This is a genomic window from Shewanella oneidensis MR-1 (assembly GCF_000146165.2).
Taxonomy (GTDB): domain Bacteria; phylum Pseudomonadota; class Gammaproteobacteria; order Enterobacterales; family Shewanellaceae; genus Shewanella; species Shewanella oneidensis.
In genome coordinates this window covers 1661522-1676201 of record NC_004347.2, presented here as the reverse complement: position 1 = coordinate 1676201, position 14680 = coordinate 1661522, and the positions used below count along the sequence as shown (strand labels likewise).

Genomic DNA, 14680 nt, shown 5'->3' with positions numbered 1-14680 from the left:
TCTCAAATGCATACTCACCCGACTCTGCAAGACAGCGCCGCTGTGCCAAACGACCAGCGCCAAACGTTAAAGGCGATGCCAAAGATTGCCATTGTCGGCCTTGCTGTCCAGTATCCCGATGCCGACACACCGGAGCAGTTTTGGCAAAATCTGCTGGATAAAAAAGATTCCCGCAGCCAAATCGACGCGGCCAAACTCAATGCCAATCCTGCTGATTACCAAGGGATTCAAGGCCAAGCCGACCGTTTTTACTGCGACAAGGGCGGCTATATCCGCAACTTTCGTTTTGATCCACAGGGTTATCAGTTACTGCCAGCCACTTTTGCAGGGCTGGATGAAAGCTTTTTATGGGCATTAGATTGCAGTAAAAAGGCCCTACTGAATGCGGGCGTGGATTTAACGGCGCCATTACTTGAGCGCACAGGGATTGTGATGGGCACGCTCTCCTTCCCGACGGCTCGCTCCAATGAATTATTTTTACCGATTTACCATCAAGCGGTTGAAAAGGCATTAAAAACCAAGCTTAATCAACCACAATTTGCCTTAGCGCCCTTCGCCAATGCTTCAATTGCGGGCTCGCAACTGGCAGCCAATGGTGTCATTGCTCATACGGCGTCTAAGTTGTTAAGCGATGCCCTCGGCCTTGGCGGCGCACAGCTCAGTCTCGACGCCGCCTGCGCCAGCTCAGTCTATGCCCTCAAATTGGCCTGCGATTATTTAACCACGGGCAAGGCCGATATGATGCTCGCGGGCGCTGTATCGGGCGCCGATCCCTTCTTTATCAATATGGGATTCTCGATTTTCCACGCCTATCCAGACCATGGGATTTCGGCGCCTTTCGATAGCAATAGCAAAGGCTTATTCGCGGGCGAAGGCGCTGGCGTATTAGTGCTTAAGCGTTTAGAGGATGCCGAGCGCGATGGCGATAATATCTATGCTGTGGTCAGTGGCATTGGTTTATCGAACGATGGCAAAGGCCAATTTGTCTTAAGCCCCAACAGTAAGGGCCAAGTGCAAGCCTTCGAGCGCGCCTATGCCGCCGCTAACACGCACCCGAGCAATATCGAAGTGATTGAATGCCATGCCACCGGCACGCCGCTGGGGGATAAAGTTGAGCTCACTTCGATGGAGCGTTTTTTCGAGGATAAACTCGACGGCACTAAAGCGCCGCTGATAGGTTCGGCCAAATCCAATCTTGGGCATTTGCTCACCGCAGCCGGCATGCCTGGGATAATGAAGATGATTTTTGCCATGCGCTCAGGCCATCTACCGCCAAGTATCAATTTAACGGCGCCGATTTCATCACCTAAAGGGTTGTTTAGCGTCAATAATCTTCCCACACAGCGTCAGGCTTGGCCCGATAAAGCGGGCAACGATCGTCGCCATGCAGGGGTGTCTGTATTTGGTTTTGGCGGCTGTAACGCCCATCTGTTGTTGGAATCCTATCAACCGACAGCGCACAGCGCCGAGAAGCAAGCCAACAAACCTGTTTATCAGCAGCAAGCATTAACCGTTATAGGCATGGCGTCGCATTTTGGGCCTTTGGCCTCCATCAATGCGCTGGATAAGGCGCTAATAGCCCAAACGGATGCCTTTATCCCGCTGCCCCCTAAACGATGGAAAGGCTTAGATAAACACCCCGATATCTTGCAGCAATTTGGCCTAAATCGCGCGCCCAAAGGCGCCTATATCGAGCAGTTTGACTTCGACTTTTTGCGCTTTAAAGTGCCGCCCAATGAGGATGACAGGCTTATCTCCCAGCAATTGTTGCTGATCAAAGTCGCCGACGAAGCGATTCGCGATGCCAAGTTAACCGCAGGCAGCAAGGTCGCGGTGTTAGTGGCGATGGAAACCGAGCTTGAGCTGCACCAATTCCGTGGCCGGGTGAATTTGCACACCCAACTGGCGGATAGCTTAAAGAAACAAGGTGTTCACCTCTCCAATGATGAATACCTCGCCCTCGAAGCCATCGCCATGGACAGCGTGCTCGATGCCGCCAAGCTCAATCAATACACCAGCTTTATTGGCAATATTATGGCGTCGCGCATCGCCTCGCTGTGGGACTTTAACGGCCCAGCGTTTACCATTTCAGCCGCCGAGCAATCGGTTGCCCGTTGTATCGATGTGGCGCAAAACTTACTGTCCAAAGAGGCCCTAGATGGCGTAGTGATTGCCGCCGTGGATTTAAGCGGCAGTGTTGAACAGGTCATATTGAAAAACGCTCAAGTCGCCGTTGATCTCGATGCCAACAGCGCAAATCCACAGTGGAAGGTGGGTGAAGGCGCCGGCGCTATCGTGCTTACAAACCAGCAAGCGAGCAACAGTCAACAAGCGGGTTACGGCCAAATTCGTGGTCAAGCATTTGGCACAAACCATCAGCTGCCTAAGCTGCTTGATTCGCTGATAACCGAAACGGCTATCGCCAATCCTTCAATGCCAACGGCCATCCATATGATTGAGCAATGTATTGCCCCAGAAGAACAACTGCCAGCAGAGCATTTATTAGCGCAGCTTAATCTTTTGGGGACGTCATGCAATCGAGTCGCCAATACCCTTGGACATAACTTTGCCGCTGCAGGTATGGCCAGTCTTCTGAGTGCCCTGTTAAGCCTAAAGAACAGGTCAGCAAATTCGGATAAAAACGCCGAAAAACAGGCATTAGTGTCTACCCAAAGCCAAGGGGTGAGCTCGCTGCTGCTGTTAAGCCAAACGGCAACGCAGGCGGCACAACTAGAACTGCGCCTTGCGCAGGACTTAACCTTAAGTGAGCAAAAACATTTAATCAAACCAGTGACGCTCGGTGGTCGCGATATCTATCAACATATTGTAGATACGCCGCTGCCTGCACTTGCCGCCATCCAAGGCAAAATGCGCCAGTTGCAGCCTTTAGCCTCACAGGCGACACAAACTAAGCCCGCAGTGGGCGCAGCACTTGATATCACGGCTGAAAACGCCACACCATTAGCAGCAGAGAGCGGTATGTCATCTAACGCACCACTTCAATTTGAGACAACAGCATCGGCGCAGGATAGCGCGGCATTGTTGCAAAACCAGCAACTCGCCCGCGAGGCGCACTTAGCCTTTTTACAGAGCCGTGAGCAAGGGCTCAAACTGGCAGATGCGTTGTTAAAGGCACAATTATCCCAGACGACACAAATGGGTGCTGTTGCAGCCCATGTTGCCACCAGCGCAAATGTCGCTGAAACGAAGGCGCAGCAAGCGGTGTCAATCCCAGAACTCATGCCTAATCATGCGCCTAATCATGCAAGAGTCCCGCCCTATACGCCCCCCATTCCTGCCGCTAAGCCCTGCATTTGGAACTATCAGGATCTGGTGGAATACGCCGAAGGCGACATTGCCAAGGTCTTTGGCGCCGATTATGCCATTATCGACAGCTACGCACGGCGCGTGCGCCTGCCGACCTCGGATTATCTGCTGGTCTCGCGGGTAACGAAGCTCAACGCGCAAATGAACCGCTATCAACCGAGCAGTATGACCACAGAATACGATATTCCCGTGGATGCGCCCTTCTTGGTCGATGGCCAAATTCCTTGGGCAGTGGCGGTCGAATCGGGCCAGTGCGATTTAATGCTGATCAGCTACTTAGGTATCGATTTTGAAAACAAGGGCGAGCGCGTCTATCGTTTGCTCGACTGCACCCTCACCTTCCTTGGGGATCTGCCCCGCGGCGGTGATACCCTGCGCTACGATATCTCCATCAACCACTTTGCCCGCAATGGCGATACCCTGCTATTTTTCTTCTCCTACGAATGCTTTGTGGGCGATAAGCTGATCCTCAAGATGGACGGCGGCTGCGCGGGATTCTTTACCGATAAAGAACTGGCCGATGGCAAAGGGGTGATTCGCACCGAGGTCGAAATTAAGGTGCGCGAGCAAGCACAAATTGCACTGGCCAATGAATATACCCGAAACGGCAATAAGCCACGCTTCACGCCGCTACTTAACTGCGCGCAAACTGCCTTTAGCTACGGCCAAATCCATCGTCTACTGAGCGCCGACATTGGTGGCTGTTTCGGCGGTGAACATGCGGCCCATCAAGCAAAGTTTGGTCTCCAGCCTTCACTCTGCTTCGCCTCGGAAAAATTCCTGATGATCGAGCAAGTCAGTAAGCTCGAAGTGCATGGCGGCGCCTGGGGCTTAGGCTTGATTGAAGGTCACAAGCAATTAGCCCCCGACCATTGGTATTTCCCCTGCCATTTCAAGGGCGACCAAGTGATGGCAGGCTCCCTCATGGCCGAAGGTTGTGGCCAGTTACTGCAATTTTTTATGCTGCATATTGGTATGCATGCTAATACACAAGCAGGTGGCGTTACTAACGGCCGTTTCCAACCCCTTGAAAACGCATCGCAAAAAGTGCGCTGCCGCGGTCAGGTATTGCCACAATCTGGCACCCTCACCTATCGCATGGAAGTCACCGAAATCGGCATGAGCCCTCGCCCCTATGCCAAGGCGAATATTGATATTCTGCTCAATGGCAAAGTGGTGGTGGATTTCCAAAATCTCGGGGTGATGATTAAAGAAGAAGCGGATTGCACCCGCTATTCGCAAAGCCATTCTTCACAGGGTAATCATACGCAAGCAGCAAATATCGAAAGTCTCGCGGAACAAGCGCCGCTAATGGCGCAAATCCCAGATGTTGCAGCTCCGGTCAATAAAGGCGTTGTGCCGCTTAAGCATGTGAGCGCGCCGATTGCGCCAGCAGGCTCTAAGTACGCCAACCGCGTGCCCGACACCCTGCCGTTTACTCCTTATCATTTATTTGAGTTTGCCACCGGCGATATTGAAAACTGCTTCGGCCCCGATTTTAGTATTTACCGTGGCTTAATCCCGCCGCGTACGCCCTGTGGCGATCTGCAACTCACTACCCGAGTGGTGGCTATTGAAGGCAAACGTGGCGAGCTGAAAAAGCCATCCACCTGTATTGCCGAGTATGAAGTGCCCAGCAACGCGTGGTATTACCGTAAAACCAGCCACCCGAGTGTAATGCCCTACTCTGTGCTGATGGAAATATCATTGCAGCCAAATGGCTTTATCTCGGGTTATATGGGCACGACCTTAGGCTTTCCAGGGCAGGAGTTATTCTTCCGCAATCTCGACGGCAGTGGCAAGTTACTGCGCGAAGTGGATTTACGCGGTAAGACCATAGTCAATGATTCGCGCCTGCTGTCTACCGTGATTGCTGGCAGCAATATCATTCAAAACTTTAGCTTTGAGCTGAGCTGCGATGGCGAGCCCTTCTACCGTGGTAATGCGGTTTTCGGTTACTTTAAGGCCGATGCGCTTAAAAACCAGTTGGGTATCGACAATGGTAAAATTACCCAAGCGTGGCACCTTGAGCGCGGTATCAAAGCCGACTGCCAAATCAATCTGTTAGATAAAAATGGCCGCAGTTTCGTGGCGCCGCTGGGCAAGCCACACTACCGCCTAGCGGGTGGGCAGCTGAACTTTATCGACAAGGCCGAAATTGTAAAAACTGGCGGTAAGAAGGGGCTCGGATACTTATACGCCGAGCGCACCATTGACCCGAGCGATTGGTTCTTCCAGTTCCATTTCCATCAGGACCCTGTAATGCCAGGCTCCCTCGGTGTCGAGGCGATTATCGAATTACTGCAAACCTATGCCATAGACCAAGACCTAGGCGCAGGTTTCAATAATCCGAAATTTGGCCAAATTCTGTCAGAAATTAAATGGAAGTATCGCGGTCAAATTAATCCATTAAACAAACAGATGTCGCTGGATGTGCATATCACCAGCATTGAAGATAAAGACGGTAAACGCATCATCAAGGGCGATGCCAACCTGAGTAAGGATGGCCTGCGCATTTATGAGGTGACCGATATTGCCATCTGCATCGAAGAGGCATAGCGCTTGCGCCTACATTGCAGCATTAACCACAGTTAGCTTAAGAATAATTGGCTTAAGAACCATTGGTTTAATAACAGTTAGCTTAAGTACAGCAGACAGCCGCAGTGCAAGGGAATAACCCCACTGCGGCAAACAAATTCAGGCCCCAAACACCCAAAAGTGAACAGCCCAAATGACGAATACCACACTCGATAATAACGCTCTCGATAATAACAAGCTCAGTCCTTGGCCGTGGCAGGTTGATGAAGCCGCCATCAGTTTCGATATCGAATCCCTTGGCAAAAAACTCAAAGATCTCAATCAAGCCTGTTACTTAATCAACCATGCTGAGAAAGGCTTAGGCATAGCCCAAAGCGCCGAAGTGGTCGGTCTTGCAGAACCCAATAATGGTTTGCATCCTGTAAGCGCCTTCGCCCCCGCCCTTGGCACCCAGAGCTTGGGTGACAGTAATTTTCGCCGCGTGCATGGGGTGAAATACGCTTACTACGCGGGCGCCATGGCCAACGGTATCGCCTCGGAAGAGTTAGTTATCGCCTTAGGTCAGGCGGGCATTTTGTGCTCCTTTGGCGCGGCAGGGTTAATTCCGTCGCGCGTGGAAGCCGCGATTAAACGCATTCAAGCGGCATTGCCCAATGGTCCCTACGCCTTTAACTTGATCCATAGCCCGAGCGAGCAAGCGCTGGAGCGTGGCAGTGTCGAACTCTTCCTTAAACATCAAGTGCGTACGGTTGAGGCCTCGGCTTTCTTGGGCTTAACGCCGCAAATCGTCTATTACCGCGCCGCAGGCCTGAGTCGCGACGCCAGCGGCGAGATTGTGATTGGCAATAAAGTGATTGCTAAAATCAGCCGTACTGAGGTGGCTACCAAGTTTATGGAGCCCGCCCCCGTTAAGATACTGCAACAATTAGTGAACGAAGGGCTTATCAGCGAAGATCAAATGCTGATGGCGCAATCTGTGCCCATGGCCGATGACATTACCGCCGAAGCAGACTCAGGCGGCCACACCGACAATCGCCCTCTGGTCACGCTATTGCCAACCATTTTGGCGCTCAAAGATACCATTCAAGCCAAGTACCAGTATAAAACGCCGATCCGAGTGGGCGCAGGTGGGGGGATCGGCACCCCCGATGCGGCGCTGGCGACCTTCAATATGGGCGCGGCCTATATTGTCACCGGCTCAATCAACCAAGCCTGCGTGGAAGCGGGTGCCAGCGAACATACCCGTAAGTTACTCGCCACCACTGAAATGGCCGATGTGACTATGGCGCCCGCCGCCGATATGTTTGAAATGGGCGTTAAGTTACAAGTGGTTAAGCGCGGCACCCTATTCCCGATGCGCGCCAATAAGCTCTACGAGATTTACACCCGCTACGACTCGATAGAGGCGATTCCAGCAGAGGAAAGGCAAAAGCTGGAAGAGCAAGTATTTCGCGCCTCATTAGATGAGATTTGGGCAGGTACTGTGGCGCACTTTAATGAGCGCGATCCTAAGCAAATTGAGCGCGCGCTGGATAACCCTAAACGCAAAATGGCACTGATTTTCCGCTGGTATTTAGGTTTATCGAGCCGCTGGTCAAACACTGGTGAAGTCGGCCGCGAAATGGATTACCAGATTTGGGCAGGCCCCGCCCTCGGCGCCTTTAATGCTTGGGCTAAAGGCAGTTATTTAGATGATTACCGCGAGCGCAATGCGGTCGACTTGGCGAAACATTTAATGCAAGGCGCCGCCTACCAAGCACGGATTAACCTGTTGTTATCCCAAGGGGTAAGTATTCCAGTCAGCCTGCAACGTTGGAAACCTCTGCAACGCTGCTAATTCGCTTTGATAAACCTTATTGAGCGGGTTAAGTGAACACTTAGCCCGCTTTCTTTTGGGTTAAATTTGGGGTTTCATTTTTGGTTCGATTACGGGTTCAGTTCCGCTTAGCCTTGTTGCTGCCAATCAATCGAATAAATAACACCAAAAGCCGATTGGAGTTCCGTTTCCGCTCGGCATTGTCACTTCAGTGGCACGCCGTAAACCCATCCTTGGGGGCTCAACGGAAAAATCCCTTTTTCCGATGGCCACTGCCGCGACAATGCTCGCCTGCAAGTTATGACATCAAATGGTACCTTATGTAGGAACGAGCTGAAATCATGTATATGCGCACTATCAACCCAGAATGATTTTTGCTATCGTTTAAATCAAATTTAAAATCAGTTGGTTGCGAGTTATTTTGCCAAATAATCAAAGGTAAAATCATGCGTAAGCGCACCATATAAATGTTAAGTGCCTTCGATTAGGAGTCAAAATGAACAAATTCTATCTTGCTTGTGACGAGTCAGGACGGTTGGGGTATGTTGATAAAAAGACCAACAAGTGTGGCGAGATCTCGGTTGTAGCTGGAATAATCATGGATGATACCTCGTTTCATAACTTCGCGAATGAAGTAGATTTGATTGTTGCAAAGTATCAAAGCGTAACAAAGAGCAGTAAATTCCATATCACAGATTTTGAACCTGAAGTCGCCGCTTCAGTTAGGAATGCCATCTTCAATCTTATAAAGGATTTTGAGTATCCTTTAGTATATGGTGCTCAGTATTATTCTGCTTTTGCTCGGATTTACCAAGAGCAAAAAGAAGCTGAGGATACAGTAATTCGAGTGCAGAAAGAGCGGGGGCGTACAGTCTCATACCCTATGGGACACATAAAAAAATTGTCTCAAGCTGAGTGTTTTTACTCTTCGTATACCAAAGCTGCCTGTTTTATCGCAGATCTTACTCAAGAACCATTTCGGTTTAGAGTTTTAACCGATGAAATAGACAATAAAACACTTGAAAACTATGAAAAACAAATAGCTAGACTGCACGCACCTAACGTCAAAAAGCCACTTTTAGGTAAGCGCTTTATTCATTCAACTAAGAACTTAGAAACATTCTCAGTTTCATCAAGTTTGAAAATTGACTCTCCAATTACTGATCTACTAAAAAATAGTTCAGGGACAATATCAAAAGACCAAGCTGTTCACTCGATAGTTGCCGACGTAATAGCGAATAGTGTCAATTATTATTTAGAACAATACGCAGCTAAAAGTAATTTTCATCACCTAAATATTCAAGAGGCTATTGCTGAGCACCCATTAGCGTTACAGTTTGTAAGTCTTGGTATAGAAAGTACATTTACAGATAAACTTTACTACCACACAGGCACTTAATCGGGTTGCCGGAGGTATCTAGCTTCCAGCTTCCACACCACCCAGCATGCGACTCCACGCAAGGCGGTTCATTTAGAAAAAATCCGGCCATCCATTTTAGTCCAACAACATAATGCACATTCAGTGCCGACAACCTGCTCTGGCTAAAATGTCTCGAGTGAGGGGAATCAAAAATCGCTGTGACGGCATCTGAAGCTGTAGATTGGTTAATTCCTTCAAAATTAGTGTATTTCAGACGAGGTAAGTCATCCCATTGTGTTTGGGAGATGCTCAGCAAGGATTGCTTTTAAAGTGATGAGGTAGTTTTTAGTTACCTGTAAAAATGCTGGCAGCTTGCCGCAAAGTGCCATCGTCGCTTTTCAAGATATTCGCAGTAATCGGTCAGTTTTTACCGCGAGTCCACTGAACCATAAAATAGTTTGCCAAATTCTGTGGTCAGCCTGAGCCAAATGTTATGGTAAATATTTAATCTTGCCAGTAACTTGACGCTATTTTCAATGATTGCGCCCCGTTGAACATTACGAAAAATTCGGCCTGTACCATCCGCTCATTCAAGGTAATCAGTTAGCGAAAACGCAATGCCATTGGACTGGCAACTTCCCATAACTCAGACACCAATTCCTTTAACTCAGACACAAAAATAAGCTGTGGTCTTAAAGATCCATCGATGACAGCATCACGATATTGATCAGGATAAATATCGTGAGCACAATTAACACCCGCATAAAATTAAATTCACTGCTTTGGGGAAGGGATTTTTGAGTGGCGTTGATAAAGTCCTGAAATTTACAGCCTATATTCTGCGCACATTGCTGCAACGCTTGTTGTAATTCCTTTCTATCAGTGCTGTTAGCCAATTTTAGTTGCGCGCCCTTAGGCTGCTGCAATTGTAGATAGGCGAGATAATGCTCAACGATATCTTCTGCTTGGCGATTACGCTCGAACTGGTGCCAATGGGTTGTTTGCAGCAGATAGAGTTGCACGGCGTGAATATCCGAAAAGGCATAGGACCGCCAGCGCCACAAGCCAAGCGATTTGCCATTAACAACGCCTTTGCCGAGCCACAATTGTTGTCGATCGACATCTAACCAACACTGTTGCCGAATAAGAGCTATCGGTAACGCGGGTAGAAACAAAAAAAATGCCGCCCAGCCTAGGGCGTATTGACGTTTCAGGGTTATTTTTGCAGCAATTTGGCTGACGTTTATGCAAGGCAAAGTCCGTGCAGTGTAGTTATTCTACATAAACGGACGATAACGCGGCAGAAACGCCAGCCAAATGCTGCCCGAAGGGTTCGTCTGGCAAGTTCGATCTCTTTGTCGCTCGTCATGCCTCGTTTCGCTAACACGAACTTGCCAGAACGAACAAAATTGAATCTCGAAACGTCAACACGCCCTAAGTCACAAAACCGGATCGGGTTGTAACCATGCCGCACGAGCACTGAGTAACGCGAGCACTAACAATACAACGGCAAAAAACCATAAAATAGGTCGGTATTGGGTACTTAGCACCTTGATATAACGTGCATTTTTTGAAGGTTGATTATGAGCCACTTAACCCATTCCTCAAATAGATGTTGACCTTGCACCCCAATCGCCAACCATGCCGCTAAAACCTCAATACGGCCTAACCTTCAACTTCCGATGCTGGCTCAAAACAAAAGCTAAACTCATAAAAATGTTGACCGTTTTCGATGCTTATCGCCATCGTACCGTAGAGCCCTGTGAGTTCACCCGCACCAGAATGAGGGACGACCTCAAGGTGTAAGCGGTTTTGTCCATCGGTCATAATGCCAAAATGTTGCAGCACAAAACTGCCCTGTCTGCCGCACAGTTTACCCACGACTTGTTCAATAGCCACATAACCCGCAGAGCCTTTTACGGCAGTCATGGCGCTAAGCATTTCCCCTTGGCTGCGGGCTTCTAACTCACCGTAAAAGGTTTTATCTAAGGCCATTCTGCCAAGATTCACACCGCCAACACCTGTGGCATAGGCATTCTCGGGGGTGAGCTTAACATCAAATTTGCCCGTGACTTTGGTCATCTCCATAAACTCACTCCTTGTTTTGATATTATACGTTGCTTCAATACCTTAGCGTTCCCAACGGCTAGATGAAATAAATACCTCAGCCGCAGCTGAGGTAAAAACAACTTAGCACAAGGCTAAATATTAACCTAATTTAGCGATTTGATTTCAGATGCACTGACACCAATTTCAAGGGTTTTAATGACACTTGGCGGTGTTGTCATGGGTTGATCAGCGGCTCTTTCGCGGTAGGTAACGGCTACTCTAAATGGGGCTTCAAAGGGATAAACGGGTTCAATATTATCGACCTCAATACGATCGCCAATAAATACACTGCCTAGGTGCTGCAAACGATTGTGTCCATAATCCAAGCTAAACAAGCCGAGATACCAAAACACACCCGAACCTTGGTTAGTCACAATAAAAGGCGCCACAAAGGGCATGGTTTGCTGCTGTGGATCATCCTGTAATGGTGCATCACTTTGGGTATCAGGCTCTAAAGCGGGGTCGAAATTAAGCGGCGTAATGCGTAAATAATCCAATAACACTCGGCCTTTAGCCTCTCCATCTTGATAATCCCCAATAGCAAACTCCGTTTGTTTAACGTTAATAAAGTGAGTTAACACCACCGCTTTGTGGCTGTCTGGTAAGCTCACTTCAAATGGATTCGCGGTATTTAAGCTAAACAGCTTAAGCATCACTTCGGAGGCATTAACAACAGGCTTAACTTCACTGGGTACCACAGATTCAATCGCATCTTCACGGCTCGCTAATTCGGCTTCTTTAGCTTGTGCCTTGGCATCGGCTTTAGCCATAGCTTCATCATATTGCAGCACTTGACCATCTTCCATGACCATATAAATATCATCGTTGGTCATATTAAAGCGATAAACACCTACGGCCAGAATCGCCAGCACTAAGACTGTCGCCGCGATGGTTAATTTAACAAACATACTCATTTTCTCCCCCATTTCCCTACGCGCTGCATCATTTGCGCGGATGGCAAGACCAGCCTTACTGATAGCATCAAAAAATAGCCCTTTCTACAAGGCTAAAACAGCTTATTTTTGCTTTTAGTCAGTCCAAGTTCAGCAAGCTACCATCCGCTTCTCGAATAAATTCAAGCCAGCTTGATAGCCGAATTTTAGGGTGCATTGCCGGCTGCAGATAATGGGAAACGATTTAGGCTTTTCATTCATGTTCCCAATCGGGCTATAATTCCTGAGCTTAAACACCTGCTGTTTTGAAGAATCACCGAGTATTAAGGATTTTATTGCCTATGACCAATGCATCTACCAGCCCCTTTGCGGTGTTAAACCAAACCACAGCGACCTCGTTTAATGAACAAAAAAACTTAATTAAACGGGTATTTAAAGGTAAGCCAGTGCAATGTCCAAGCTGCAATCAACCCCTTAAAGTGATATTGCCCGAGACCGCCAAAGCCGAGCAAGCCGCTGGGATTTTCTGCCCTAAGGGTTGTACTGATATCGAATTAGACATGGAAGCCGTGGCAGGTATTTAATCGGCGGTTTTCGCATTACGATGGAGTTAATTTTTCGCGCAAATAATGGCGATAATAGCCCACTAAATTGCTGCCGATAAACAACATTTCCATTAATACCGCGACGGGCGACCCCACTAAGATATTGTGGATTAACCAAAAACTGGTGCCGACAATCATCAGTAGCCGCAAGTCTTTATCACGCTGACAAAAAGCCGCCCGAGTTTGAAATAAGGTGCCAAGGCAACTGATTAAACTCGTTATGCCGCTAAATGTCAGCGCGCTCATCACTACCGCTGCGCCACTAAAACCCCACATTGCCTTTTTAGACGTTGTAAAAATGCTGGTGAGATAACGCACAGTGGCAATCCCCATCAATCCCGCTGCAGTCCATTGCGCTAACAAGCAAAAGTGGATTGAAATCAAGATCCCCGAAATAAACAAGCAGGCGACAATACGTTCGCGCGCTTTAAATTGAAACGATATCAAATCAAATACAATGGCAATGGCCACCAATATTTGCGACAGGGTAAAAGCACTCAAGAGATGCTCCTTAAAGGTTGGGTATAGGCTCAGAAATAAGCCCAATTTGCTTGGATTAGCAACCGCTAAGGAGCATGAAGGGAATAGCCTTTAGACGCATTAACTTAAGTTAACTGGCAGAAGATTTTACCGCGAATCTTGTAATCGTTTACGGATCCGCGACAAGCTAATGGCGGTAATACCAATATAATTAGCCAGTTGGGCGTGGGTTAAACGAGCTACCCATAGGGGAAAATGTTCGAGTAGATATAAGTAACGTTGCTCTGGCGTATTGAGTAGCAAAAAAGCTTCTTTTTGTTCTTTATAGAGTAATTGCTGTTTAAGCAGCGCCAGTTGAACGCCCTGCATCCCGGCATCGTCCAGTATTGAGAGGGGCATTTGCACCAGTTTACAGCGCGTTACGGCTTCGAGTTGGTAGGGGGCAACCTCTTGCTTTAGCCAACTGATATACAAAAAACACAGCTCGCCTTCGAAATAAAACTCTTTGCAACGCTCTGTCCCCTCTTGGGCATAGTGACAGGCCCGCACTATGCCATCCACCACATAATAGGCCGATGTTTGTTGCTCACCTTGGGACAAGAGCAATTCGTTAGGCTGAGGCTCCAGTATCCGCGCCTGTGTCAGCAATGGCGTTAAAGCCGCCGGCTTAGCACCGAGTGATAAGAGATATTGCCACAGGGGCTTAATCGCCAGCTCAGTTGCTGACTGAGGAGTGAATGCAGATAGCACCGTCAATTCATCCTCTGTCATTACAGGCTCAGCCACTGATGCTCAACCAAAGGCGTTTGCTTGGCCGTATCTTTTATGTGTAACGCCACCTTAAACATGCTATTAGGCGCTATGCTCCCCACCCCTTTAGGCGTGCCTGTCATCACAATGTCGCCGTCTTCTAAAGTAGTAAAGCGTTGTAACTCAGACAAAATCGTCTGCGGCTGATAGATCATTAAATCTACATGGCCTTCTTGGGTTAACACCCCATCAATGCATAAGCTAAATTGAAATTGCGCACTGGCGTCATCAATAGCAACAAAAGGGCTAAAAAGCGCAGCACCATCAAAGGCTTTGGCTTTTTCCCACGGTAATCCCTTTGCCTTAAGCTTGCTTTGCAGTTCACGCTTGGTCAAATCAAGCCCCACGCCAACATGGCTAAAACGCCCCTGCTGGTAGATAAAACACAGCTCGGTTTCATAGTGCAGCGTCTCACCGAGATGCAGGGAATGTAATTGAGCACTGATGGCCGAATTAGGCTTAAAAAACACCACCATATCATCGGGGATTTCATTGCCGAGTTCATGAATATGGTCCACATAATTGCGCCCAATACAGAGGATTTTGCTGGGGCAAATCTGCTCCTCACCGACGATAACTGTCTTCATTTGACTCCTCATTGCTCAACTGTCTGTATCACTTCATAAAAATACTTAGTACTAGGGCGTGTTGACGTTTCGAGATTAGATTTTGTTCGTTTTGGCAAGCACGTGCTCGCGAAACGAGGAATGATGTGTAGTTATTCAACTCAAATGACGAGCGG

Annotated in this window: 11 protein-coding genes and 1 pseudogene; 4 read left to right on the top strand and 8 right to left on the bottom strand. The window is 48.4% G+C overall.

The annotated features are described in order from the left end of the window. Positions 1 to 6 precede the first annotated feature (6 nt). The 3 genes from SO_RS07385 (at position 7) to SO_RS07375 (ending at position 9080) form a co-directional block, all read left to right on the top strand. Positions 7 to 5886: a hotdog fold thioesterase gene (locus tag SO_RS07385; protein WP_172966575.1), complete on the top strand. Its 5880-nt coding sequence runs from the start codon at positions 7 to 9 to the stop codon at positions 5884 to 5886. A 172-nt stretch (positions 5887 to 6058) separates the two neighbouring features. Continuing rightward, the gene (gene pfaD, locus SO_RS07380) at positions 6059 to 7702 is read left to right on the top strand and encodes an eicosapentaenoate synthase subunit PfaD (RefSeq protein ID WP_011071756.1); all 1644 of its coding nucleotides are present in this window, start codon (positions 6059 to 6061) and stop codon (positions 7700 to 7702) included. 475 nt (positions 7703 to 8177) lie between these two features. Next, complete coding sequence (locus SO_RS07375) at positions 8178 to 9080, top strand: hypothetical protein (protein WP_011071755.1); 903 nt, start codon at positions 8178 to 8180, stop codon at positions 9078 to 9080. Between the two features lie 310 nt (positions 9081 to 9390). Here SO_RS07375 and SO_RS23185 read toward each other — a convergent pair. The 5 genes and pseudogenes from SO_RS23185 to SO_RS07355 form a co-directional block, all read right to left on the bottom strand. Further along, positions 9391 to 9672: pseudogene (locus SO_RS23185) on the bottom strand (transposase); the annotation flags it as partial. 61 nt (positions 9673 to 9733) lie between these two features. Continuing rightward, on the bottom strand, positions 9734 to 10297 hold the full coding sequence (locus SO_RS07370) for a hypothetical protein (RefSeq protein ID WP_238560561.1): 564 nt from the start codon (positions 10295 to 10297) through the stop codon (positions 9734 to 9736). 183 nt (positions 10298 to 10480) lie between these two features. Continuing rightward, a complete protein-coding gene (locus tag SO_RS07365) occupies positions 10481 to 10633 on the bottom strand; it encodes a hypothetical protein (RefSeq protein ID WP_164925580.1) in 153 nt (50 codons plus the stop codon). A gap of 73 nt (positions 10634 to 10706) precedes the next feature. Further along, a complete protein-coding gene (locus SO_RS07360) occupies positions 10707 to 11129 on the bottom strand; it encodes a DUF3224 domain-containing protein (RefSeq protein ID WP_011071754.1) in 423 nt (140 codons plus the stop codon). Positions 11130 to 11254: 125 nt separating this feature from the next. Continuing rightward, complete coding sequence (locus tag SO_RS07355; RefSeq protein ID WP_164925665.1) at positions 11255 to 12064, bottom strand: hypothetical protein; 810 nt, start codon at positions 12062 to 12064, stop codon at positions 11255 to 11257. Between the two features lie 320 nt (positions 12065 to 12384). On the opposite strand from SO_RS07355, the gene SO_RS07350 reads away from it, so the two are divergent. Continuing rightward, positions 12385 to 12627, top strand: a complete 243-nt coding sequence (locus tag SO_RS07350) for a hypothetical protein (RefSeq protein WP_011071752.1) — start codon at positions 12385 to 12387, stop codon at positions 12625 to 12627. Between the two features lie 15 nt (positions 12628 to 12642). Here SO_RS07350 and SO_RS07345 read toward each other — a convergent pair whose 3' ends face one another. The 3 genes from SO_RS07345 to SO_RS07335 form a co-directional block, all read right to left on the bottom strand. Beyond that, a complete protein-coding gene (locus SO_RS07345; RefSeq protein ID WP_011071751.1) occupies positions 12643 to 13149 on the bottom strand; it encodes a YgjV family protein in 507 nt (168 codons plus the stop codon). Positions 13150 to 13275: 126 nt separating this feature from the next. Further along, positions 13276 to 13899, bottom strand: coding sequence for a Crp/Fnr family transcriptional regulator (locus tag SO_RS07340; protein ID WP_164925848.1), 624 nt, complete (start codon positions 13897 to 13899; stop codon positions 13276 to 13278). Then, a complete protein-coding gene (locus SO_RS07335) occupies positions 13899 to 14525 on the bottom strand; it encodes a fumarylacetoacetate hydrolase family protein (protein ID WP_011071749.1) in 627 nt (208 codons plus the stop codon). Before SO_RS07335 ends, SO_RS07340 begins: the two co-directional genes overlap by 1 nt. Positions 14526 to 14680: the final 155 nt, after the last annotated feature.

What these genes read in the sequence shown, in the direction of transcription:
- SO_RS07385 (WP_172966575.1), top strand. Translation starts at nt 7, where the DNA reads ATGCATACTCACCCGACTCTGCAAGACAGCGCCGCTGTGCCAAACGAC.
- pfaD (WP_011071756.1), top strand. Translation starts at nt 6,059, where the DNA reads ATGACGAATACCACACTCGATAATAACGCTCTCGATAATAACAAGCTC.
- SO_RS07375 (WP_011071755.1), top strand. Translation starts at nt 8,178, where the DNA reads ATGAACAAATTCTATCTTGCTTGTGACGAGTCAGGACGGTTGGGGTAT.
- SO_RS07360 (WP_011071754.1), bottom strand. Translation starts at nt 11,129, where the DNA reads ATGGAGATGACCAAAGTCACGGGCAAATTTGATGTTAAGCTCACCCCC.
- SO_RS07355 (WP_164925665.1), bottom strand. Translation starts at nt 12,064, where the DNA reads ATGAGTATGTTTGTTAAATTAACCATCGCGGCGACAGTCTTAGTGCTG.
- SO_RS07350 (WP_011071752.1), top strand. Translation starts at nt 12,385, where the DNA reads ATGACCAATGCATCTACCAGCCCCTTTGCGGTGTTAAACCAAACCACA.
- SO_RS07340 (WP_164925848.1), bottom strand. Translation starts at nt 13,899, where the DNA reads ATGACAGAGGATGAATTGACGGTGCTATCTGCATTCACTCCTCAGTCA.
- SO_RS07335 (WP_011071749.1), bottom strand. Translation starts at nt 14,525, where the DNA reads ATGAAGACAGTTATCGTCGGTGAGGAGCAGATTTGCCCCAGCAAAATC.